Below are 22786 nucleotides of genomic sequence, written 5' to 3'. Positions count from 1 at the left end.
ATCCGAATGAACAAGCCGGAATTTCAGGATGTTTTTTCACCCCTTTTTATTAAAAAAATGGTTTAATTGGGCATATAACCAATTAAACCATTTTAATTAAGCCAATTTATATTTTTTCGCTGCCCTTCTCAATGGAATGAATTCCTTTTGAAGTAATCTGAGTACCACCACGCCCTTTATGAATCGATACATACTCCTTCTCTTGCAGCCGTTCCAGATAAACCCGGATTTCCGCCTCGGTGAGTGGAATCCCTTTCATCTGCAGATTATCTGCAAGCTTCTTCCGCCCTGTCTTTTCACCCTTCAGTCTGAATCCGTATAATTCAGTCAGTATCTCGTTTTCTGCCGAAATTTCAGAATGAGCCTGAAGCCGGACCGCCGGTTTTTCGCTCAGCATATATTCTGGAAAATCCTCGACTCGGATTGTATCGTGTTCGACTATCGAAAGATAGGAAATACAGTTTTGAAATTCCCTGACATTACCCGGCCAGGAGTAATTAAGCATAAATTTCATAGCATCTTCATGTATGTTTTTCCTGATATGGTTCTTTCTAAAAAACCATGGGAGCATGTCATAAATATCATTTGCCCGGTTCCTGAGAGGAACCGTCTGTAAAATCAGCGTATTCAGACGGTAATACAAATCCAGCCGAAACCGTTTTTCTTTCACAAAAGATAAGAGATCCTGATTGGTAGCCGATATGATCCGCACGTCCACGGGGATTACCTGGCTGCCGCCCACACGGACCACTTCCTGTTCCTGAAGAACCCTGAGAATCTTTGCCTGAAGATTCAGGGAGACATCTCCAATCTCATCCATAAAAAGTGTGCCGCCGCTGGCCATCTCAAATATTCCCGGCTTTCCTTTTCTGCTTGCTCCGGTAAATGCGCCCTCATGGTAACCGAATAATTCACTTTCCAAAAGAGAGTCTGTGAGAGATGCACAATTGAAGGCAATGAACGGTTCCTCTTTCCTTCCCGATGCCTGATGAATAGCCTGGGCGAGCAGTTCTTTTCCTGTGCCGCTCTCCCCCTGGATCAGGATCGGAAAATCTGTTTCAGCAAACTTTCCCGCCTTTTCCTTCATTCTTCTCATTGCTTCGCTGGAACCGATGATATCATCGAAATTATATTTCAACTCCGCTTTTCTGACTCTTTCACTGCCATAGCGCGCATAGAGATTCCTCATCTCCTCAAAACTTTTCAGAATCAGAGCACTGCTCCCCTCCATCTTATCTGAAAAAAAGTTCCAGGTCATCAGGTATTTTTTACCATTAATCATGACCGGCACATTGGACAAATCCGCTTTCACCCGTCCCTTTGGTATTCCCATTTCCGGTATCAAATCGCAGATATCACGATGGACCAGATAGATATACGGCTCGTTGAAGAGTTCCTGCGCGGCGGAATTCAGAAGGCTTACCTTCTTCTCATCATCCAAAATCAGAACCGCCTCGCTGAATCCCTCCACAAACTGCTGTTCGCTGAATCCAAAATCATGGCCGTACCTGGTCAGTTCCGTTATTCCACGGTTAATCGAAATGACCTTACGGCCATACGTAAATATTTTTTCGATAGCCGCGGGGTTCAGGCAATCGAGCCGGCTGAATACCTCTATCAGGGTTAAGGGATCCAGACACCGTTCGCCAATATCAATCACCCGCTCTATGTGTCTGGGAATAATCGGGAATTCGTTCGGTGTAATCGCCAGCTTTATGTCGGAATAGTTCTCCGTACATCCCGGATAATAGGGAAACAGTTCAATATTTTTCATATCCAGAGCATACAAAAGCGCCACCGTTTCGAGAGCCAGTTCCTGTGTGTTGTTTATTACAATCGCCTTTTTCTCTCCGGCAGCCGCCTTCAGTCTGTCATACATACTTCTCTGGATTGTCAGATGGAGTACGATAATCTCCGTATCGTTCATCAGCATCGGAGCCACCTGTTTGGCCATCTCCTCACTGATTGCAATGACAAGATCACAGCGGATGCGGCAGGCGCTTTCCTGATTAATCAGCATCATGCCGATATCCGCATATTCGCCTAACAGTTCCTCTAATTGCTCCTTGATGTATTCAGATACCCGCCTTCTGGTGCAGGCAATGATTACCTTTTTCTTCATCTGCCTTACTCCCCCTGTCCGTTCCGTAATAAACTGTTTTTCTTCTTTTGACAGTTTATCACGGAACGGGCGGATTGTAAAACACGGTGATGCAGGTTTTATTTTCCATCCAGGAATTTATTGTCTTTCAGGTACCGCCAGGCCTCCTCCTGCGCTCCTATTCCCATCACATCGACCTGGCGCTTCATCTCCGCCATTGCCTTATCACTGATTCTGCCCTCCAGCTTTCCCAGTACTTCTTTCAGTTCCGGATAACGTTCCAGTACCTCCCGGCGCACAAAATTACATGCCGCTCCGGTTTGATTAAATTTATATCCCAGCGGTTTTGATATATCGATATGAAGCTCCGACATCATACGTGAAACTGCCGCCTCATAGACACTTTCCGTCCCCTTATTATTCTTATTTGCAGACTCTGCCGAAAAAAGGGAAAGCGCAGCCCCCATATCTCCCACAAACATATCAATATGGCCTTCTTTAAACGCATCAAAACAGCCGGATATCCCAGCCAGCCCAAAGGACATCTTCACCTCAATATCGGTATTTGACTCAATCAGCTCTTTATACATATTTCCCAGAATAACAGCCTCTGTATTATTGCCCGCCCCCACGGTTACTGCTTTTTTCTCCGTCTCCCGGCAGGCGTCAAATGTAAATGCGAGCAGCGTTTCTGCCGTCGTGCAAAATAGATGTTCCAATCCCATACCTTTCCTCCTGTTCCCATCCCCTTGAACTACACCGGACTAAATTACACCGTTTTCTTTTTTGGACTTATATTGTAGCACCGTGCGTCTAAATAGAGTGTAAGCGTATTATATTTGGGATAAAGATTTCATTAAGATTGTCAGATTTCAAAAATACACTGATTCTTATAGACATACTGCTTCTAAATAAACCGGGGGCCGCTCGGCGCGTGAGGGCGCATCCTGCCCGGAGGTTTTTTCATATCATAGGAAACTCCTATGATATGAAAAAAGAGAGTCCAATAAACGGACTCTCCTTTGACTATAGACAAATTTCTTTTTCTTTGTAACGGGATTTCTTCCTTCGGTGCATTTATCTTATTTTCCTTCTTTCATCACCCGGATAATCTCTTTCCATCCTTCCGGCTTTTTCTCCACATAGCGTGCCGCAAAGTCGAACGCTTCCATATCTTTCATTCTCTTCTTAGCCGCCTCGGTCATCGCCGGGCTGAATCCGCACTCCTCCAGCATGGCAACAGAACCTTTCAGTTCTGCCGCGCGGCGGTGGCAGTGGATTGCCGTCCCCGTGACCAGCCTGTCCAGATGGGATGTGAACGGAATATTGTCCATGGATTTGGAGATTGAGGAAATCACCTCATCCGATACATCGTAGGCATCGGCCGCCTGGAGCATTTCTATCATCAGGGAAGCAATTCCCTTCATGTAAATACTTCTCACCAGCTTGATCGCCGACGCGGCCCCCGCTTTCTCCCCTGCGGTCGTAATCTTCATTCCCAGAGGGCTCATAAGTTCCTGAAACAGCGCGGCTCCGTTTCCGCTGGCCGTGATGGGAACCTGGTGTTTGTCTTTGGGAAGAGATCCAAGCATGGCGGCATCCACAAATTTTACGCCCGTATTTTTGACGGCATCCCAAATCCTTTCTTTTACGGAAGGGGTGGACGCGCTGACATCGGCATAGATTTTCCCCCCGCCAAGCACGCCCTCTATCTCTTCGCAGACATCCATTGCAAAGGAAGACGGAACCGCGCCGAATATCACATCGGCTTCGGCGGCAACTTCTTTTGCCGTATTAAAAAGCGTCACTCCGGCCTCGGCGGCGCGGCCCGTCACCATCTTGCCCATCACCGGATCTTTTGCCATCTTGTCAAATGCAATAATCCCCGTCACGCCTTCCCCTTTAAGTCCCAGGGAAATATTATAAGCGGCTTCACCAAAGCCGATAAATCCAATTTTCATCTTTGTATTCTCCATTCCGCCGCCCTTCCGGCGGCATAAGTTGATTCAGATTACGAACTATACTCAAATTATTATTGAAACCATAGGTACTTTACGGCTCATAAATCCCGTCGATTATTTCAAATTCTTTTGCTTCCAGGGATTTTTTCACCCAGTCGCGTTTCGATGTCCCGTTTTTCGCCGCTGCCAGTTTTGTCTCATCCGCAGCCTGGAATTTTTTAGCATCCTCTAAAATCTGAGGAGCGTCTTTTCTTGGAATGACGATGATTCCATCCGGATCAGCCAGGATGATGTCTCCCGGATTGACACTGATTTCGCCGCAGGCAACCGGCACATTGACCTCGCCCGGTCCTTCCTTGTAAGGGCCTCCCGGGGTCGTTCCCGTCGCATAAACCGGAAAATCCCACTGGCCAATCTCATCGATATCACGGATCGGGCCGTCCAGAATAATTCCGGCCGCTTTTTTCGTATGGTAAAGCAGGGCCATCATAATCTCTCCCATCAGCGCCCTGGTATTGTCGCCCTCATTGGATACGACCAGCACGTCGCCCTCCTGCGTCATATCAATGGCGGCATGGAGCGCCAGGTTATCTCCGCTCCTCGCTTTGACCGTCAGCGCCGGGCCTGCCATCATCTGGGACTTCGGGCTGCTTACCAGGCGGATTCTGGGATTCATCGCACAGCTTCTCCCCATCACATCTGCCACATTGGAGGCCGGAATCTCCTTAAACTGCATCATTACATCGTGATCCGGCATCTGCCTCTTCAAATAAATTCGTTTACCAACTGCCATTTTCTGCACCATACCTTTCTTTGTATTATCTGAAATTCTCCGCATAAACTCTGCTGTCTGAATCGTGTCGTTTTCCGCTCCTCATCCTCCGCGTCACTGCCGGTGGAGTTGGTGTTTTTCTGTATAGATGGATCATAGCACAGCAGAGTGCACAAATTCAAACAAGGTTTTTTTATGTTTCTGACAAATTATTATTGTCATCCTTTTAAATGTTCTGTTCTGTGTTATACTTAAAGAAATAAACGGATTTGAAGAAAAACTTGAAGAAAAGGAGCGGGAGCAATGAATCTGATAAGCCTCTACTATTTTACGGAGCTGGCCCGGGAACTTCATATGACGAATACGGCCCAAAAACTCTATATCTCGCAGCAGAACCTGAGCCAGCACATCCAGCGGCTGGAACAGTACTACGGGGTGGAACTTTTTTACCGCAAGCCGAAGCTGTCCCTGACCTACGCGGGTGAGCAGCTCCTTCAGGCGGCAGGACGGATACTGTCGGAAGAAAATGACTTAAAGAACCGGCTCAGCGATATTTCCCAACTGGGAGCGGGCCACTTAAAGCTCGGGATTCCTTCCTACCGCGGGGAGATCTGCCTGCCGTCCATCCTGCCGCGTTTCCACGAGCTGTGGCCCCACGTATCAATCCAGCTTGTGGACGCCTCCTCGGAAGTCATGGAACAGATGGTGTTTGAGGGTGAACTGGATCTCTATATCGGTATTAAATATACGGAGGATTTACGTCTTGAAATCCTTCCTCTTCTGGATGACAACCTGTTTCTCGTCGCCTCCGACTCCCTGATGGAAAAATATCTGGGTGAGGAATGCGGGAACGTCAAGCTCGAATCCGCAGAGGGGGCGAAACTGGACGCATTTAAGGAGTTCCCATTTCTATTGCCCAAGCCTCCGATGCGCCTTCGCAAGATGATTGACCAGTGTTTCCTGGACGCCGGTTTTGCACCCAGGGTTTTTCTGGAATCCAGCACAACGGAACTTCTGATCTCCCTCTTTCCCCACGATTACGGCGCCTTTTTCTGCACGCAGATGCGTCTTCCTCTCCTGAATGAGAAAGCGCCGGGAGCCAACACCTTCCCTCTGGCCCTGAACGGCGAACCCGTGAGACACCGCCTGGTGCTCGCCTACCACAGGGAACGTTTTCTTCCTCAGTATATGAAGGACTTTATCTCCATCACCCGGGACGTCTTTGCCGATCTGGCCGCCGTCCGGCTGGAAAAAAGCTGACTTAGCAATCGCCTGCACGGAGTGCTTTTTATTTCATAGGAACACTTTCCTATGAAACAAAAAGTCCTCCCGTGACGAAAACCACGGGAGGACTTTTTTAAAGGGGCGCGGGCCGGACATAATGGCAATTATTGTCCGGCCCGCTGGGGTTCTATTTTGATTTGATATGGCTTATTTAAAAAATATAATAATTAGAATGGTCCGTATCCGATATGGGTTGCATAAATCAGGAAGATGAATGCAACAATCCACCACATGAAGAATACCGGAAGCAGGTATTTCACCCACTTGCTGTAAGGAACCTTGCACATTGCAAGGGCTGCCAGAATCTCTCCACCTGTCGGCGCCAGAACGTTTGTAAAGGAATCGCCAAGCTGGAATGCGAGAACTGCCGTCTGACGTGTAACGCCCAGCATATCTGCCAGAGGAGCCATAAGAGGCATGGTAATTGCCGCCTGGCCGGAACCGGAAGGAACGATTACGTTGAAAATATCCTGTACTACGAACATACCGCAGGCCATCAGGGATGCCGGAAGCGAATCGAGAACGCTGGCCAGAGCATGGATGATTGTATCCATGATGGATGCATCCTGAAGGATGATAATCGCTGCATTGGCAAGGCCAATCATGATACATGGAAACAGCATGTTTCCAAATCCCTTTTCAAAACCGTCACAGATTTCGCCCGGTTTCAATCCGCCTACAATACCGCCTAAAACGCCGATTGCAAGGAAAATGGCTGCCAGTTCATCGATATAGTAACCTTTTACAATAACACCGTGTACGGTGAAGACAATACCTGCCACGAAAATGATAAGAACCAGTTTATGGCGTGTCGTCATCTTCGGAATGTTATCCATGTCAATCACATGCTCGTGGGCATGAGCCCTATCGAACTCATATACGGAGCTGGACTGCGGATTTTTCTTTACTTTTGCCGCATGCCACATAACATAGATAATGCTGACACCCAGAAGCGCTACAAAAAGCGCACCTCTTAACTCAATACCTGAAAACATCGGAAGACCTGCGATACTCTGGGCTACACCGACTGTAAATGCATTGGTCATGGCTCCGCCGTAACCAGCCGCAGCCGCACAGAAGATAATGCCGACCGCCGTCAAAGAGTCAAATCCCATGGTAAGGCAGCATGCCAGTACCAGTGGAACAAAGGCCAGGAATTCCTCAAAGTTACCTGCGAAACAGGAACCGCATCCGAATACGATCATACAGATCGGAATCATCAGAAGCTCCTTACCCCTCGTCTTCTTAACCACGTTGGCCATACCTGCATTAATCGCTCCGGTTGCGTCCAGAACGGCAAATGTACCGCCGATGATTAAAAGGAAGAAGATAACGTAAGCCGCGTTCTGCATTCCCAGTGTCACAGACATCAGAAGGCTGAAAAGGCTGACCGGGTTTTGATCAATATAGTGGAAGCTGTTTGGATCAACAATTTCTCTCTCACTCACCGCGTCGAATACACGCTCATATGTACCTGCCGGAACGATATAAGAAGCCAGAGCGCAAAGTAAAATGATGATTACCAGAAAGAACATCGGGTTAATCGCTTTGAGTTTCGTCTCCTTCTTTTCCGCAGACACCTCCGTGGTGTTTAATTTGTTTTCTTCCATACTGCTCTCCTTTCTCATACGAAGTATAAAGCTTTTTGTTTCCCCTTTTTACTGCTTTGCCGGCATCCGTAAAACGGCCGGACAATTGCTTTTATTTTAAATCTTTTAAAATACTGCATAAAAACTGGTATGTCTTTCTGGTGGAAGAGATACTCACCATCTCGGACGGTGAATGGAAATTCCAGCAGTCCGGTCCCAGAGCAATGGCATCGAGGGTCGGCCTTGCCTCAAAGAAGCATCCAACCTCAAGCCCTGCATGCACGGTCAGAATAGACGGTTCGGAATCGTAAAGTTTCCGGTAAACCTCCACCGCCGTCTCACGAAGCGGTGACTGAGCCCTGAAATGCCAGCTTGCATATTCAACTTCCGTCTTGCATTCGGCTCCCACAAGAGCTGCCAGGCGCTCTATCTTCTTGTAAATATAGTACTTCAGGCTGTCCTGGGCCGAGCGTATTTCAAATACCATCCTGAACTTCTTATCGTCCATGTGAAGTTCCCCAAGGTTATCCGATGTATCCACCAGTCCGGTCAGAACTTCGTTCATCTGGCAGATGCCGTCCGGAGCCAGTAAAAGCAGGGTGACGATCTGATCCGGAGCAACCTGGGTTTTGGCCGCAGGCGCCTCGCCGACCGTAATCTTAAGTGACGCAGAGGTCTCCTGAAGCTCTCCTCTGAATACATTTTCCAGTTCCTTTGCAAGCTCTTCCAGTTTTGGATAATCGGAAACCGCCAGGCTGAGATCCGCTTTGGCCTCCCTTGGAATGGCCAGACGGTACGTTCCGCCCTTAATTGCGGAAATTCCATATGTAAAGCGCCTCTGCGCCTCCGCCAAGAATCTGCCGAGAAGGGAATTGGCATTCCCATGGCCTCTGTGGATATCCTCCCCCGAATGTCCGCCCTTCAGGCCGGATATCATAACATTGTAGGTCTTCCAATCTTCCTTAAGTTCCTCCGGCTGAACCGGCAGGCTGACTTCCGCGTCCATGCCGCCGCAGCTTCCGCTTAAAATTTCCCTGTCGCAGGCATGATCCAGATTAATCAGATATTCCGCCTTCATCCAGGACATATCGAAACTCTCGGCTCCGGTAAAATCCGACTCTTCCGCAACGGTAAATAAAACTTCCAGCGCCGGATGCTCAAGTTCCCGCTCCTCCAGAACCGCCATTGCATAGGAAACTCCGATTCCGTCATCCGCTCCCAGCGTCGTCTGTCCGCCCGTTGAGATGATATCCCCGTCAATCACCCAGGAGACAGGGTCTTTTGTAAAATCGTGGGCGCTCTTATCATTCTTCTCACATACCATATCGATATGTGCCTGAAGCATAACGGCAGGGGCGTCCTCATATCCCGGAGTGGCCGGTTTTCTTATGAAAACGTTATTGACCGAATCCTGCTTCGCATCGAGTCCCAGCTCCAATGCCCAGTTCAGAATATAGTCACTGAGTGCTTTCTCCCCGCCGCTCGGATGAGGAATCTGGCAAATCTGGTAAAAATGATAAAAAACCCGCTCATTAAGCAACTCTTCTTTACTGCATCCCATAGAAATTCCTTCCTTAACTTTCTTGCAATCCCCGTAACTGTCCAGTGAATTTACAGTCCCCGAAATTCGGGATACCGTCTCCTGAACAGCTGTTAAACCCAACCTTTAATCACGTTTTATAATCAATGTTTACTTTATAATCATGATTATAAATGCATATTTGCTATCTGTCAATACCATTTTCTTAACAAAAATTTTATATTTTAATAGACTATTTTTATATTTTATTTCTTTTTGTTTATTTTTTATAATACTTTTCCAAAACGATTCAAAATACTTCATTATTTTTCTCTTTATTCAGAATTCTGATTTGATTTTTTAAGTCTTTTCAACCGTTTTTTCTACATATTTGTGCTACGAACAGGGAAATACCGTCATAAAAATAACGAAAAGCATGCTTCGCGAACTTTTCATTGCCGCTCAATAACGGAACACCCCGGAAAGACTTTCTCCTTTCCGGGGTGTTCACCATTCTTTTATTCGGTTGTTCTTCTTTATATGTCTTCCATTACTTCTATGTGTAAAACTCATTTTATTCCTTGCCGCCCATGTCCAGAATATACTCAAATATCTTCCGGAATTTCTCCTCATGTTCTTCGATATTCAGGTTCTCTCCCTGCAGGCTGGCTTCATATATAAAATTCTGATGAAGGGCAATGATTAAATCCAGCGTGATATCGGCCTTTTCTTCCCGTATATATCCCTCCTGGACCATGCTCTCCATCGTTACCTCGTCGCGCTCGCGCATACTTCCTTCCATCAGCATCTTTTTCATCCGTTCGCTCAGTCCCTCCAGTTCAGACGGAAACAGTTCCTGATAATATACCTGGATTACGGAGGCCAGCTTATTGCTGTATCTTCCAAAAAACATATTATGGAAGATCTCAGGGTAACGGAATGCAACCCGGTTAAAGCATTTGTAAATCGTCCTGTATCTGTCGATGGAACTCATGTCCGGTTTCAGGGCCTTCCCGAGTGTGACGATATATTCGCGCAGGTAACATACGGAGCCGAAGAGCGCCAGATGTTCCAAATCGTTGAAGTAATTATAGATAGTGGCGCTGTTATAGCCTGCCTCCGTCGCTATCTTTCTTATAGAAAGTTTCTCTACCCCTTCCGCACGAATCAGTTTCTCCGTAGCCTCAATGAAATAAATCATCATCCGCTTTCTCTTTAATGTTAAGTTCATTTCATCATTGGCATTCTCAATCTCTGTCATAGACAATCAACTCCCTTCCTGTCAAGCCGGCCGTTCCACAGTTAAGAGTGAACCGGCATCCGAGTAGTTACTTTTGCTGCCGCTGAAAATTCCGTCTGAAAATAAAGTTATAAAGTATTGACAAAATAAAATGCGGAGCATATAATGAGTTTTGTAATCATGATTATATTTTAATCAAGGTTCCAACCCAACTACAGTATATCACGTTTCTACTTTATAATCAATCGTCATATTCAATTTATGGATATGTGTCTTTATGTTAGTGTTATTGTTTACACACCGATACAATTATTTCCCCCTACAGATGGAGGTATGACAATGTCAAAAATCCGTAATTCCGGCACCCTCCTGGTTTTTCTAGGTGCTGTTTTCTGGAGCCTGAATGCTCCGCTTGTGAAATTCCTTACGGCAGATTCCCTGCTGATTTGCGGCCTTCGTTCCATTATTGCCGGAATTACCCTGATGCCCTTCATCAGATGGAAACGGTTAAACTGGACCCCCTGGATGGCCGTTTACATCAGCTCCTACTGTGCGCTCTGCATCAGCATTATCATCGCGCTGTCCAAAACATCGGCGGCCATTGCGGTCGGGATGCAGTATACGGCAACAATCTGGCTGTTCCTTGCCAACTTTGTGATAACGAGGAAGTTTAATAAGAAGGCATTCTGGCCCGTATGCGTTATTTTCGCCGGCGTTGTCTTCTTCATGTGCTCCGGCACGGACAAGAGCAGCAGCTCCGGCAACACGATAGCCCTGTTGGAAGGCATCTTCTTTGCCTGTATGAGTGTCGGCGCCAAGAAGTCTGCCGGAACCAACCCGATTGGGCTGACTGCCATTGCCAATCTTTTCACCGGTATCTTTGTCTTTGTGGCCTTTCCCTCCACTGCCGGTTACATAGGAACGCTGGCATCGACCGACTGGATTGTCCTCCTGATTCTCGGAATCATTCAGATTGGAGCCGGTTATGCGTTCTACAACCTGGGAATCCAGATGATTTCCGCGCAGAAGGCATCCGTAATCGCCCTGTGGGAGATGATTCTCGGACCGGTCTGGGTCGCTCTGTTCCTGAAAGAGTATCCCTCCCCCATTGTTCTAGCCGGTTTTGTCATCATTCTCTCCGGAATGATTCTCGACACGAAAATCAACGTGCCGGATGCCAGGGAAACCGTGTTGTAGCGCCGGCCTGTAAACTTGCCACCAGGCCCCGCCATCGCACACCTAAAGCTGTACCACAAATTATAAATTGCCAATCTACAGTGAAATGCCCCGGAACTACTGTTTCAAGTTCCGGGGCATTTCGTCTGTTCTTCTCCTGGATTCGCAGCGTCTGCCGTGAACTCCTGTTTTAATTTTAGAACCTCATATCATGCACTATCTGCGTCTCTGTATCCACTTCACCGTTTCCACCGCCGGTATAATCAGAAAGGCCAGCAGCAGCGCCGTGACATATTCCATCAGGGAAATGTGCTCGAATCCAAAGGCATCCGCCAGGAACGGCACATAAATAACAATGGTCGTAAGAACCAGTGAAAATAACATGGCTCCCCACAGCGCTTTGTTGTGTCCCTTCAGAGTGAAAACGGATTTTCTCTGGGAACGCATATTAAAGGAATGGAAAATCTCCGTCATGGACATGGTCAGGAAAGCCATTGTGATTCCGTCGGCGCTGGGCGCAATCTCCCAGACTCCCGCCTCTATCCGATGGCCGATAAAGTAAGCCGCAAGCGTCAGGATAGAAACCAGGATTCCCTGATAGATTACGTCGGTTCCCAGGCCTCCGGAGAAAACGCCGTCCTTTGCTTCCCTCGGCTTTCTCCTCATGATATCTTCTTCCGCCTCTTCCATTCCCAGAGCCAGCGCCGGGAAACAGTCCGTGATCAGGTTAATCCACAGCAGGTGCACCGGTTTCAGGATAACAAAACCAAGCAGGGTGGCCACAAAGACACTCAGTACCTCGCTTAAGTTGGACGCCAGCAGGAACTGGATTGCCTTACGGATGTTGTCGTAAATTCTCCTTCCCTCGCTCACCGCCGAAACAATGGTTGCAAAGTTGTCGTCGGCCAGGACCATATCGGCCACATTCTTCGTCACATCGGTTCCCGTGATGCCCATTCCCACGCCTATATCTGCGTTTTTAATCGATGGGGCGTCGTTGACTCCGTCTCCGGTCATCGCAGTAACCATGCCCTTTGCCTGCCAGCCCTGCACGATGCGCACCTTATGCTCCGGCTGGACCCTGGCATAAACAGAATAATTCTCAATCCTGTTCCGGAACTCCTCCTCATCCATATCGTCCAGCTCGGCTCCGGTCACGGCCTGATCCGCCGAATCGATTATCCCCAGCTCCATTGCAATGGCGGCCGCCGTATCGCGGTGATCGCCGGTAATCATAACCGGCCTGATTCCGGCCTGGCGGCATTCCTGAATCGCCGCCTTTACCTCCGGCCTCACCGGGTCAATCATTCCGGTAAGCCCGACAAACGCAAGGCCGCTTTCCAAAGCTGCAGGTGAGATATCCTCCGGTTTTTCTTCTGTTTCCTTCAGCGCTCCGGCCAGCACCCTGAGCGCCCTGTCGGCCATCCTCTTATTCTCAGACTCGATCCGCTCCCTGTCTTTTTCCGTCATCGGACGGACTGCGCCGTTCTCCCATATCGAGGTACAGCGTTTCAGTACCTCATCCGGCGCGCCCTTTGTATACTGGATAAAACCGCCCTCCGCTTTTTGATGGACGGTGGACATCATTTTTCGCATGGAATCAAAGGGAGCCTCCGCCACTCTGGGAAGGCGTTTTTTCAACTCATTTTTAGAAATTCCCAGGGATGAGGCGTAATTGACGAGAGCAGCCTCCGTTGGTTCACCGACCGCCTCCTCTCCTTCCCCGGCCTCCGCGTCGTTGCAGAGTGCCATGGTTTCTGCCAGGAGCTCCCTGTCATTTCCCGAAAATTCGGTCACCGTCATTTTATTCTGGGTCAGGGTGCCCGTTTTATCCGAGCAGACCACCTGGGCACAGCCAAGTGTCTCTACCGCCGTCAGTTTTCTGATAATGGCCTTTTTCTTCGACATATTGGTGACGCCGATGGCAAGCACAATGGTAACCACGGTGGCAAGGCCTTCGGGAATCGCTGCCACGGCAAGGCTGACCGCCACCATAAATGTATCAATCAGGACCTCCGCATGAAAGTCTCCTGCTCTGGCAACGCTGAAAATGAAGATAAAAACGCAGATTCCCAAAACCAGGATACTGAGCGTCTTGCTGAGCTGTGTCAGTTTCTTCTGAAGCGGAGTCTGGCTTTCTTTGGCCTTTGCGAGGGCATCGGCGATTTTTCCCATTTCCGTATCCATGCCCGTCGCCGTCACAAGGGCCGTGCCCCTGCCGTAGACAACCGTACCTCCCATATAGACCATATTTTTCCGGTCACCCAGCGGGATATCCTTCGCTTTCCCGCTCCTTACGCCGTCCGCCGCCCCTGGCACCTCACTTTGTTTTTCCACCGGCACGGATTCACCGGTCAGCGCCGCTTCCTCCACCTTCATGGAGGCGCATTCCAGAATACGCCCGTCGGCTGGAACCGCGTCTCCGGCCTCCAGCAGGATTACATCCCCTACAACCAGCTCATCACTCTTGATACTCTGTATTTTTCCGTCCCTGTAAACCTTCGAGACGGCGGCCGACATTTTCTGCAATGCTTCGATGGCCTTCTCCGCCTTGCTCTCCTGGTAAACGCCCAGGACGGCATTGATGGCGACCACGGCCAGAATTATAATCACATCCGCAAATGACTCCCCCGCATAAAAAGCGGTAATTCCCGACACCAGAGCCGCCGCCAGAAGTACAATAATCATCGGATCCTTTAACTGCTTTGCAAAACGCGTGAGAAGAGGCTCCTTCTCCGGCTCCTTAAGCTTATTCGGGCCGTTGCGTTCCAGCCGCTCTTTTGCATCGCCGCCCGCAAGGCCCTGAAGGGTGCTTTCCGTTTCCTTCACCGCCGCTTCGGCATGTTCCATGTAATATTTCATCGTTGACATAGGCTCCTACCTTTCTATCTGCACTACACACGCCCGGAAATCCATATGAACAGGCATAAAATCCCCATTATGGATATTATGCCGTCTTTTCCCTCTGAATATAAGCAATTCCTGTAAAATGAAAAAATGAATCCCGCCAGAGGGATGCTCCGCCTGCGGCGGGCCTCTTTAGCGGCATAATTCCCTGTGAATGAACAAAGAGTTCCGCTCGCGGAACTCTTGCGCTGCCGCGCGGTTGCTTCTGCAACCATTTACCTCTGCGCGGCCGCATAGCGGTATATTACATCTTCGCGCGAGTGCGCATCCTGCCCGGAGGGCTTTTAATATCATAGGAGCACTTTCCTATGATATTAAAAAGACCCATATGCAGTATTAGTTTACTGCATATGAGTCTCGTCATCTAAGGCAAACCAGGCGTAAACGCCATGTATGTTGACTTGCCGCACAAGCTGTTCATTTCCTGTGTCTGACTACTCCCTCATATCAAGGAATCTCTCCTGTACGGAGCTATCTGGATCGGCCGTGCCGTCGTGCCGTTTCTTATGCGATCAGTCTAGCAGGGGTTCCATCCGCTGTCAAGAGAAACGGCCATTCTTTTCTCTTATCAGTTTATTCTTTACGGTTTATTTTCGCAGGGCCCGGCCCGGAGCGTGTTTGATTATTGCTTTCCGCTCCCGCAAATCAGTCCATAAAACCTTTCAGTTTAATATATGCCTTGATCAGCTCCGCGGTCTCCTCCAGTGTCAGTTTCGTCGTATTAATAGGGAGATCATAGTTCTTAAAACTGTGCCATTCACTGCCTGTGAAATATTTATAATACTCTTTTCTTTCCTTCTCGATCTTTTTAATTCTTCTCTTTGCCCTCTCCTCGTCGATGCAGTCTACTTCCATAACCCTCTGCACCTTTTTTACCTTGTCGGCGTAAACAAAGATCCGGATCAGGCGTTCCACGTCCTCGTCCTGATCGAGCACATATCCGGCGGCACGGCCTACAAAGATGCACGGCTCGCTCTCCGCCAGTTCGCGGATTACCTCTGACTGGAATTTAAAAAGATTCTCCGGCGAAGTCAGCTTCGCGTTGGGTGAGGGTTTTGAGGAAATATCCAGCTTTCTGCCTCCTCCCAGCCTGTAGAGCAGGTTGTTGCCCGCTTTCTCATCCGCCAGACGGAAGAACTGTTCTCCCACGGCGCTTTTCTCGGATGCAAGCTTCAGGATATCGTCATCGTAAAAATGGATTCCCAGCTCCTCGGCCAGCTTCTTTCCCACGATACGTCCGCCGCTTCCGTACTCTCTCTCAATGGTGATAATCAGATTTTTATTTCCCATAAATCTCCCTCCCTGCTTTTGCCCGTCCCCTCCGGCACAGGCATAAACTTTTAACGCCTAAACTTTTACTGCTGAAACACTTACCACTTACCGCTTAAGGCTGCGTATAAACGCTTTCTCCTCCTGACTCACCCGGTAGGATTCCGTAATTTTCTGGAGCGCCTTATTATATGTGAAATCTTCAAAATTCCCTTCCTTCATACACCGGAGCGTCTTCTCCGGAAACTGCACGTAGCAGACCGACAGGGCCCAGGCCACCGCCATCTTGACGTAATATCCCGGATGAACCGCCTGCTGCAGTAGATTGAGCGTCGTGTCAATATAAGCGCCGTCAATATAATAATTCAGGAGCAGGACCACGGCAAACCTGGCCTCAAATTCATTCTCCGAGGTGATATACGGTTCCAGGAAAGCCAGCACGCTCTCCCTGTCGTCCTTCACCTTCTTAAGGCCGGAGCAGACAATGTCGCAGTGCGCCCAGTTATTTGCCTTTGCCAGAAAGGAGGGAAGTCTTTTAAGCATCTGCCCGACTTCTTCCTTCAGAAGACCGATAACCATGCCCTGAAGCATAATCTCCTCATAGGTGCCGTCCGACGCCCGTTCCAGATAGCCGTTTCCTTCTTCCTTTACAAGCCGTCTTGCAAGCTTCCAGAGCTTTGGAATACGCACCCCCAGAATGTTCTCGGTCCCCGGAAGCAGCCTGCTCTGAAAAATCCTGTACGGCTCGTCGGCCAGCTCCTTAAGTTCTCTTAAAATGTCAATCCGTTCCTCTAAGGTATCCGGCATTTTCCTTCCTCACATCTTTTCGTTGACACAGATCGCGCCGTACGGCCGGATGCTCATCCGGTACGCATTGCCCTCCCCGATGGCTCCCTCTATATATGCCACATATTCCTCAATCAGTTCATTTGGCAGCATCACCATAATCACACCGGCAAATCCGCCGCCGTGAATACGGCAGGCTCCCTTTTTCTTTTCACCGATAAACAGCTCCGTAAGGGCCAGGGCAATACTGATTCCCTGCTCCTGCACATCGGCCGTCGTGTATACATTCTGCAGCCATTTCCAGGAAGAATTGCCGGATGCGGTGATATTCTCAAGAAATGTTCCAAAATCACCTTCCTTTAATGCCTTCACTTCCGCCTCGACCCTCTTATTCTCCTCAAAGAAATGGAGCGCCCTCATCACGGAACGGTCTCCGGCACTGGCACGCAGCTCTGCCATATCAGCGATTACTTCCTCTTCCGTGATATCGGCACAGGCTTCTTTTCCAAAATAGGCCGCTACCTTTCTCATCTCCAAAGGCACGGAGGAATAATCCGCGCTCAGATCCGCATGGCCCTTGCCCGTATTGACAATAACCAGACTGTAATCCTGGGCTCCGAAGTCAAAATCAATTTTCTCCACAACCGGTTTCTCCGGGTTCTTGAAATCAATCGTGATAAGTCCGCCCACCGCGCAGGCCATCTGGTCTAAAAGTCCGGATGCCTTATTCCAGAAGTTATTCTCCGAATATTTTCCAATGTGGGAATAAGCGACCACATCCATCTTTCCATCATTAAAGAAGGTATTGAGCATGGAGCAGATCAGCATCTCATATGCCGCGGAAGAGCTGACTCCGGCCGCGCTTATGACGTTGCTTGTGATGTATGCGTCAAAACCTCCTATCTCATATCCTTTTTCCTTAAAGCCCTGCAGAATTCCCTTTGTTAAATCGATGGTTCCCGCCATCTGCGGGCTGGGTTTTAAATCCTTCAGACTGATAATAAATTTCTGATTAAACGTCTCGCTCAATATGCGGACCGTATCCGTTCCGTTTTTCGCGGCGGCGCCCACGCAGTCCAGGTTAATACTTCCGGCAAGTACTTTGCCGTGGTTGTGATCCGTATGGTTCCCGCTGATTTCGGTCCGGCCGGGAGCGCTGAACAGCAGAATATCATTGTCCCCATATGTCTTCTTAAAACCATTGGCCACCTGACGGTAACGTTCCGTATTCTCAGCGGCGCCTGCCCCGCCGTAAAGCTCTGTCATGATTTTCTTTGCTTCCTGCGTGTCAAGCTTCTGAAGAGTATCCTGTACTGTCATGATTTTTCTCCTTTTCCCCATGTTTTTCTTAGACTGTAACTATTCAGTACCTTCATAGTTACCTTTAATTACAGTATACCATCCCATTTGTCATGTCTCAATACGATATTCTCTGATTTTTCTATAAATTATTTGTAACACACGCGCCTGCGCCGATTTTCCCGCCGGGTCCCGGTTCTTGCCAGAAAGGACATAGATCCTGTATACTATTAGAGACGCTTTGTAAAAATAACGCTCCCAATATCATTTATAAAAAATACCGGAAAGGCGGAACGGCACCATGGAATCATCAGCTTCACCAGTCTGGGGCGACAAGCCCTATTATTCCCTGAATTATTATCTGCAACGGACCTTTGGCGAAAAGGTTTATAAACTGGCACTGGACGGCGGCATGACCTGTCCGAACCGGGACGGCACAGCCGGAACGGGCGGCTGTATCTTCTGCAGCCAGGGAGGCTCCGGAGATTTCGCCGAACCTCGGCGCGGCTCCGTCACCGAACAGATCGAAGCTGCAAAATCACTCGTCCGGTCAAAGATAAAGGACGGACGTTACATTGCCTATTTCCAGTCCTATACAAACACCTATGCCCCCGTCGGCTATCTGGAAACGCTGTTTAGGGAGGCAGTCTCCCATCCCGGGACAGCCGCCCTGTCCATCGGCACCCGCCCCGACTGTCTCCCGCCGGAAACAATTGCCCTGCTTGCGGATATTAACCGGGAAAAACCGGTGTGGGTGGAATTGGGACTGCAGACCATCCATGAACCGACGGCCTTGCTGATCCGCCGCGGATACGAGCTTTCCTGCTTTGAGACGGCCGTCGAAAGACTGAAGGAGGCCGGACTCACGGTAATCGTCCATGTCATCCTCGGCCTGCCCGGGGAGACGGAAGAAATGATGCTTGAAACAATCCGCTATCTCGGCAGTTTCTCCCCCCGTATCGACGGAATCAAGCTGCAGCTGCTCCATATACTCAAAGAAACAGAACTGGCCGCCCTCTATGAGGCGGCCCCGTTCCCTGTCATGTCCATGGACGAATATATTGAACTGATTCTGAAATGCATCCGCCTGCTGCCGCCGGACATCGTCATCCACCGGCTCAGCGGCGACGGCCCGAAAAAGCTGCTGATTGCACCCGAATGGAGCGGCAACAAGCGGTTGTTCTTAAATTCCCTCACCAGGGCATTTAAGGAGACTGGGGCGTACCAGGGTGAATGGTGCCCGTCTCGTCAACCGTAACATCAAAGGAGAGCGCTTTCAGGCCCTCATAAAATCCAGGTTTCTTCCCCGCATCCATCTGCCTTGTGTAACCGGCCGAGGATGTGGCGGGAATGACCGACAGGACGGCCCCGTTCTCCTCATCCACATCCACGCGCACCAGCATGGTCTGCGGTATTGAGCTTCCAAACACAAAGTTCCCGAGGCTGTACAGGATGGGTTTACCTTTATAATACTCAATCCCCTGGAGCACGTGGGGATGGCTTCCCACCACCAGATCGGCGCCTGCGTCGATGTACTGCCTTGCCAGGGTTCTCTGGTATTCTTCCGGTTCCGTATTTCTTTCGATTCCCCAGTGTATATAAACGACAAGATAGTCGCACTGTTCCTCCGCGGCCCGTATCTCCGTCAGGAGAATCGCAGGATCGTAGGTAGTCAGCACTCCCGGATGTGATTTCCCGACCGTCCAGGACGAAACGGGAATTACCCTGGAGGCCGCCAGGAATCCTATCCTTTTCCCCTTGACCTCCATCACTTCCAGCTTCTTTGCATCGTCCAGATTGGCTCCCGCTCCCACCCGCCTGATGCCCGCCTCATCTAACAGGGCGCAGGTATCAAGCAGGGCGTCCGTACCGTAATCCAGAATATGGTTATTGGCCAGCGTCAGAATATCGGGTCCGATTTCCTGCATAATGTGAAGGCGCGACGGCGGCAGGCGGAAGGTAAACTGTTTATCCTCCGCGGCGCTTCCCCTGTCACTGAACGGAAACTCTTCATTCGCCATAAATAGATCGGAGGATGCAATCTCATTTCTCAGACCTTCATCCAGAATCCCGGCCACGCCGCCGGCCTTGTCATAGGCGTTCAGGACATGATCGGACAGATAAATATCACCGCCGAATAACAGCGATACCCGGCCGTCCTCTTCTCCCGGCAGATGGCCGAAATCGCTGCCCGTACCGGACGAAGAATTTCCCTTCTGCGCCGTTTCAATCTTTAAAAGGAATTCTTCCGTCTCTCCCCCGCTGTTTTCCGTACCCATGCCTAAATTCCCATCCTGGTCTCCGCCGTTACCGGACTCCCTGTAATTCTCCACAGGCCCTCCAGACAGAATATCGGGCGCAGTCCGGCTGTTGGCCCTCTGCGACGCAACAAGCCATATAAATATTGCCGCCAGAAGCACCGGCGGCAGTATGAATGTTTTCCTGAATCTCTTTCTTCTTCTCATTGTTTCCTCAATATGGCGGACTTTTCAGTCCTCAGTTAAAGCGTCACGATCACTCCGCCGTCTCCGGCATATACGGTAGCCACACCGGCGGTATCCGTTATAACCGTCTCCCTGAAGGAAGCTTTTTGGCAAAGCAGTTCTTTGACCTGCTCCGCTCTCTCTCTGTTGTTGCAGTGGGCGATAATCAGCCTCTTATCCTTCGTATCGCCGCCGCGCGCAATCGCAATGTCGGCCATGCGGGACAGAGCCTTATTCATGCCTCTCGCCTGCTCCAGCTTCACAATGACTCCCTTGTCACCGGCCATAATCGGCTTGATGTTCAGGGTTGTAGCGAAAAAGGCCTGAAGGCCCGTCAGGCGTCCGTTCTTTCTCAAAAAGTCAAGTGACTCCAATACGAAAAATGTCTCCATGGAATCGCGGTAGCTCTCGGCCTGCCTTACCACCTCTTCAAAGGAAAGATCCTGTTCACAGAGCTCCCTTATGGTAAGAGCCACGTTCAGTTCTCCGGAGGATGCCGACAGGGAATCAATCACGGCAATGTTCTTGTCCTTCCCGTGTTCTTCCTCATATAATTCCTTCGCCAGAACGGCCGCATTGTACGTGCCGCTCAGATGGCTCGACAGCGTGATGACGAACACATTGTCCGCCTCACACTCAAATGCCTCTTTAAATTTCTCAGGGGACGGGCATGCCGTCTTCGGGCACTCCTTCCCGCTCTTCACCAGTCCCAGAAATGACTTCTGGTCAAACGTCTCATCATCTATCACCTGGACATCATCTACCTGCAGCGTGAGAGGCACCATCTGAAAATGGGCGTCCTTCTTCAGTTCCTCCGTCAGGTCCAGGCAGCTGTCTCCAATAATTTTATATGTCATAATCGTCCTCCTGTCATGCGATTCGCATCACATAGTATTCATTACTATTTATTATAGTAACCACATGAATGAAAGTCAAGTACTTCAAGGCTCCGGTATGCCGGCACATTCATAATTCTGATCCACTCCGTGCCCGGTAGGACGCTCTAGAGCGTGTTTGAAATTTGCTTTCCGTCAGCTGTGCGTCACACTTTGTGGGAGATTTTGCCCCGATGAAGGAGGCGTAGTGGGCTACGCTGACTGAATCGGGGCAAAGTATGCCGCGAAGTGAGGCGTGCAGATGGCGGGAATGAATTATCAAACACGCTCTAGGCCAGAAACAGGTAGAAAGCAGCCAGCAGCAGATTCAGCACAATAAATACAACCGTACCCGAATTTAAGTACATGGCCGAAGAAAAATCCCTGTATTCAATCCCTTCCGGCCATCTTCCCGGAAGCAGCCTCGTCTTCTTCACATTGACGCAGAAAATGACGATGGATGCAATAATTACCCCCAGCGTAATCACCGGAACCGCCAGGACAATGAACAGATAGGCAATTGAAAACTGTTCCTTTGACATCAGCAGCACGAGCAGCGTGGAATAACTGTTAATCATGATATGCAGGATGCAGTTATACTTCATTCTTCCCGTTTTTACCGCCACGTATCCCAGCACCACGCCGATGGCGGTTGCATAAAGGATCTGGGACAGGTTCCCATGCATCAGCCCAAACATCAGGGCCGAAAAAAGAATCGCTGCTTTTTCCCCCAGCGGCCTCAAACGGTTTATCAGCTTCCATCTGAATATATATTCCTCGATAATCGGCCCAAGCACGGAAACATACAGAATCACCACAATATTCAGGCTGTCGAACAGGTTGTTGACGGGATTCATATTATAAGTATTCCTGCCCGTTAAGACAGCCACAATCAGGTTCAGCACACTTCCCGCAATATTTAAAATGTATCCGGCTCCCATCGTCATGACGAAAAACATAATAAATTTACTGGGCCGCATCCTCTTCTTCTCGGGTATAACCTCGGGTACATGCTCCATGACGGCGAACGTCACCGGCAGCACCAGCGCATAGGCGAGCAGATTGCTCCCGGCAATCGAAAACCAGCCCGAATTCAGCACCTTATATAATTCCGCTCCAATGCCCATCACCTTGTAGTGGGACAGCAGATAACCAATCAGCCCAAAAAGGATTCCCGCAAGCTGAGTCAGCAGAACAAGCGCCACCAGGGACCATCCCAGCACGGAGCAGATATGCCTGACCTCGCTTCTGTATTCCTGGACCTTACTCCAGTTGTAATTACCGTCGTCCATATAAAACGTCTCCTCTATTGCCGCAAAGCTTACTTTAATGAATACCTACAGTATAGCGATTTCCGGGCGCGGAGTCAATGCGATAAGGAGTTAGTTGAGGAAGGAGAACGCCGCCGTAAGGTCGGGGTTCGGAATGGTGAGAGGGAGGCTGTGAGTCTTCAGTCCCGGTTTTAAGGTTGTCGCGGGTGGGGAATCCGGGCAGAAAAAGTTCCTTCGGGAAACGCTCGCGCTCT

General features: G+C 49.4%; 18 protein-coding genes and 2 pseudogenes. 4 read left to right on the top strand and 16 right to left on the bottom strand.

The window, feature by feature from the left end:
- Positions 1 to 106: 106 nt before the first annotated feature.
- From QZT18_RS05690 to QZT18_RS05675, 4 genes are all read right to left on the bottom strand, one after another.
- A complete protein-coding gene (locus QZT18_RS05690; RefSeq protein WP_294145434.1) occupies positions 107 to 2122 on the bottom strand; it encodes a sigma-54-dependent Fis family transcriptional regulator in 2016 nt (671 codons plus the stop codon).
- 98 nt (positions 2123 to 2220) lie between these two features.
- Positions 2221 to 2826 carry a glycine betaine ABC transporter substrate-binding protein gene (locus QZT18_RS05685; protein ID WP_294145432.1) on the bottom strand — a complete coding sequence of 202 codons (606 nt, stop codon included), beginning with the start codon at positions 2824 to 2826 and terminating at the stop codon, positions 2221 to 2223.
- A 357-nt stretch (positions 2827 to 3183) separates the two neighbouring features.
- A complete protein-coding gene (locus QZT18_RS05680; protein ID WP_294145431.1) occupies positions 3184 to 4077 on the bottom strand; it encodes a DUF1932 domain-containing protein in 894 nt (297 codons plus the stop codon).
- 76 nt (positions 4078 to 4153) lie between these two features.
- Positions 4154 to 4855 (bottom strand): RraA family protein, encoded by a 702-nt coding sequence (locus tag QZT18_RS05675; RefSeq protein WP_294145539.1) that lies wholly within the window; start codon positions 4853 to 4855, stop codon positions 4154 to 4156.
- 282 nt (positions 4856 to 5137) lie between these two features.
- On the opposite strand from QZT18_RS05675, the gene QZT18_RS05670 reads away from it, so the two are divergent.
- Positions 5138 to 6094: a LysR family transcriptional regulator gene (locus QZT18_RS05670; RefSeq protein WP_294145428.1), complete on the top strand. Its 957-nt coding sequence runs from the start codon at positions 5138 to 5140 to the stop codon at positions 6092 to 6094.
- Positions 6095 to 6285: 191 nt separating this feature from the next.
- On the opposite strand, the gene QZT18_RS05665 is transcribed toward QZT18_RS05670, so the two are convergent.
- The 3 genes from QZT18_RS05665 to QZT18_RS05655 form a co-directional block, all read right to left on the bottom strand.
- A complete protein-coding gene (locus QZT18_RS05665) occupies positions 6286 to 7728 on the bottom strand; it encodes a YfcC family protein (protein WP_294145426.1) in 1443 nt (480 codons plus the stop codon).
- A gap of 91 nt (positions 7729 to 7819) precedes the next feature.
- Positions 7820 to 9268, bottom strand: coding sequence for an aminoacyl-histidine dipeptidase (locus QZT18_RS05660; RefSeq protein ID WP_294145424.1), 1449 nt, complete (start codon positions 9266 to 9268; stop codon positions 7820 to 7822).
- A 532-nt stretch (positions 9269 to 9800) separates the two neighbouring features.
- Complete coding sequence (locus tag QZT18_RS05655) at positions 9801 to 10487, bottom strand: TetR/AcrR family transcriptional regulator (RefSeq protein WP_294145422.1); 687 nt, start codon at positions 10485 to 10487, stop codon at positions 9801 to 9803.
- Between the two features lie 318 nt (positions 10488 to 10805).
- On the opposite strand from QZT18_RS05655, the gene QZT18_RS05650 reads away from it, so the two are divergent.
- Entirely contained in the window at positions 10806 to 11663 is an 858-nt protein-coding gene (locus QZT18_RS05650; protein ID WP_294145420.1) for a DMT family transporter, read from the top strand.
- Positions 11664 to 11858: 195 nt separating this feature from the next.
- Here the strand turns inward: QZT18_RS05650 and QZT18_RS05645 are convergent, their stop codons facing one another.
- From QZT18_RS05645 to QZT18_RS05630, 4 genes are all read right to left on the bottom strand, one after another.
- Positions 11859 to 14504 (bottom strand): cation-translocating P-type ATPase, encoded by a 2646-nt coding sequence (locus QZT18_RS05645; RefSeq protein WP_294145538.1) that lies wholly within the window; start codon positions 14502 to 14504, stop codon positions 11859 to 11861.
- 690 nt (positions 14505 to 15194) lie between these two features.
- A complete protein-coding gene (locus QZT18_RS05640; protein WP_294145418.1) occupies positions 15195 to 15839 on the bottom strand; it encodes an AAA family ATPase in 645 nt (214 codons plus the stop codon).
- A gap of 87 nt (positions 15840 to 15926) precedes the next feature.
- Positions 15927 to 16625 carry a DNA alkylation repair protein gene (locus QZT18_RS05635; protein ID WP_294145416.1) on the bottom strand — a complete coding sequence of 233 codons (699 nt, stop codon included), beginning with the start codon at positions 16623 to 16625 and terminating at the stop codon, positions 15927 to 15929.
- 9 nt (positions 16626 to 16634) lie between these two features.
- A complete protein-coding gene (locus QZT18_RS05630; RefSeq protein WP_294145414.1) occupies positions 16635 to 17924 on the bottom strand; it encodes a galactokinase family protein in 1290 nt (429 codons plus the stop codon).
- A gap of 280 nt (positions 17925 to 18204) precedes the next feature.
- On the opposite strand from QZT18_RS05630, the gene QZT18_RS05625 reads away from it, so the two are divergent.
- On the top strand, positions 18205 to 19161 hold the full coding sequence (locus tag QZT18_RS05625) for a TIGR01212 family radical SAM protein (RefSeq protein WP_294145412.1): 957 nt from the start codon (positions 18205 to 18207) through the stop codon (positions 19159 to 19161).
- Here the strand turns inward: QZT18_RS05625 and QZT18_RS05620 are convergent.
- Positions 19109 to 20368, bottom strand: coding sequence for a CapA family protein (locus QZT18_RS05620; protein WP_294145410.1), 1260 nt, complete (start codon positions 20366 to 20368; stop codon positions 19109 to 19111). The two genes, QZT18_RS05625 and QZT18_RS05620, sit on opposite strands and share 53 nt — an antisense overlap.
- Before the next feature lie 35 nt (positions 20369 to 20403).
- Entirely contained in the window at positions 20404 to 21243 is an 840-nt protein-coding gene (locus tag QZT18_RS05615) for a DegV family protein (protein WP_294145408.1), read from the bottom strand.
- A 157-nt stretch (positions 21244 to 21400) separates the two neighbouring features.
- On the opposite strand from QZT18_RS05615, the pseudogene QZT18_RS23480 reads away from it, so the two are divergent.
- A pseudogene (locus QZT18_RS23480) lies at positions 21401 to 21481 on the top strand (DUF6783 domain-containing protein); the annotation flags it as partial.
- On the opposite strand, the pseudogene QZT18_RS23475 reads toward QZT18_RS23480, so the two are convergent.
- The 3 genes and pseudogenes from QZT18_RS23475 to QZT18_RS05605 form a co-directional block, all read right to left on the bottom strand.
- Positions 21443 to 21544 (bottom strand): annotated as a pseudogene (locus tag QZT18_RS23475) (DUF6783 domain-containing protein); the annotation flags it as partial. The pseudogenes QZT18_RS23480 and QZT18_RS23475 sit on opposite strands and share 39 nt — an antisense overlap.
- A 7-nt stretch (positions 21545 to 21551) precedes the next feature.
- On the bottom strand, positions 21552 to 22553 hold the full coding sequence (locus QZT18_RS05610; protein WP_294145407.1) for a CPBP family intramembrane glutamic endopeptidase: 1002 nt from the start codon (positions 22551 to 22553) through the stop codon (positions 21552 to 21554).
- A 34-nt stretch (positions 22554 to 22587) separates the two neighbouring features.
- A partial coding sequence (locus QZT18_RS05605; RefSeq protein ID WP_294145404.1) for a hypothetical protein occupies positions 22588 to 22786 on the bottom strand: 199 nt, incomplete at its 5' end.

Source organism: uncultured Clostridium sp. (assembly GCF_900547735.1).
Classification (GTDB): Bacteria; Bacillota; Clostridia; order Lachnospirales; family Lachnospiraceae; genus Otoolea.
This window is presented reverse-complemented; position numbering and strand designations above follow the sequence as displayed.

What these genes read in the sequence shown, in the direction of transcription:
- QZT18_RS05660 (WP_294145424.1), bottom strand. Translation starts at nt 9,268, where the DNA reads ATGGGATGCAGTAAAGAAGAGTTGCTTAATGAGCGGGTTTTTTATCAT.
- QZT18_RS05675 (WP_294145539.1), bottom strand. Translation starts at nt 4,855, where the DNA reads ATGGCAGTTGGTAAACGAATTTATTTGAAGAGGCAGATGCCGGATCAC.
- QZT18_RS05650 (WP_294145420.1), top strand. Translation starts at nt 10,806, where the DNA reads ATGTCAAAAATCCGTAATTCCGGCACCCTCCTGGTTTTTCTAGGTGCT.
- QZT18_RS05610 (WP_294145407.1), bottom strand. Translation starts at nt 22,553, where the DNA reads ATGGACGACGGTAATTACAACTGGAGTAAGGTCCAGGAATACAGAAGC.
- QZT18_RS05685 (WP_294145432.1), bottom strand. Translation starts at nt 2,826, where the DNA reads ATGGGATTGGAACATCTATTTTGCACGACGGCAGAAACGCTGCTCGCA.
- QZT18_RS05655 (WP_294145422.1), bottom strand. Translation starts at nt 10,487, where the DNA reads ATGACAGAGATTGAGAATGCCAATGATGAAATGAACTTAACATTAAAG.
- QZT18_RS05640 (WP_294145418.1), bottom strand. Translation starts at nt 15,839, where the DNA reads ATGGGAAATAAAAATCTGATTATCACCATTGAGAGAGAGTACGGAAGC.
- QZT18_RS05625 (WP_294145412.1), top strand. Translation starts at nt 18,205, where the DNA reads ATGGAATCATCAGCTTCACCAGTCTGGGGCGACAAGCCCTATTATTCC.
- QZT18_RS05630 (WP_294145414.1), bottom strand. Translation starts at nt 17,924, where the DNA reads ATGACAGTACAGGATACTCTTCAGAAGCTTGACACGCAGGAAGCAAAG.
- QZT18_RS05665 (WP_294145426.1), bottom strand. Translation starts at nt 7,728, where the DNA reads ATGGAAGAAAACAAATTAAACACCACGGAGGTGTCTGCGGAAAAGAAG.
- QZT18_RS05690 (WP_294145434.1), bottom strand. Translation starts at nt 2,122, where the DNA reads ATGAAGAAAAAGGTAATCATTGCCTGCACCAGAAGGCGGGTATCTGAA.
- QZT18_RS05670 (WP_294145428.1), top strand. Translation starts at nt 5,138, where the DNA reads ATGAATCTGATAAGCCTCTACTATTTTACGGAGCTGGCCCGGGAACTT.
- QZT18_RS05620 (WP_294145410.1), bottom strand. Translation starts at nt 20,368, where the DNA reads ATGAGAAGAAGAAAGAGATTCAGGAAAACATTCATACTGCCGCCGGTG.
- QZT18_RS05635 (WP_294145416.1), bottom strand. Translation starts at nt 16,625, where the DNA reads ATGCCGGATACCTTAGAGGAACGGATTGACATTTTAAGAGAACTTAAG.
- QZT18_RS05615 (WP_294145408.1), bottom strand. Translation starts at nt 21,243, where the DNA reads ATGACATATAAAATTATTGGAGACAGCTGCCTGGACCTGACGGAGGAA.
- QZT18_RS05645 (WP_294145538.1), bottom strand. Translation starts at nt 14,504, where the DNA reads ATGAAATATTACATGGAACATGCCGAAGCGGCGGTGAAGGAAACGGAA.
- QZT18_RS05680 (WP_294145431.1), bottom strand. Translation starts at nt 4,077, where the DNA reads ATGGAGAATACAAAGATGAAAATTGGATTTATCGGCTTTGGTGAAGCC.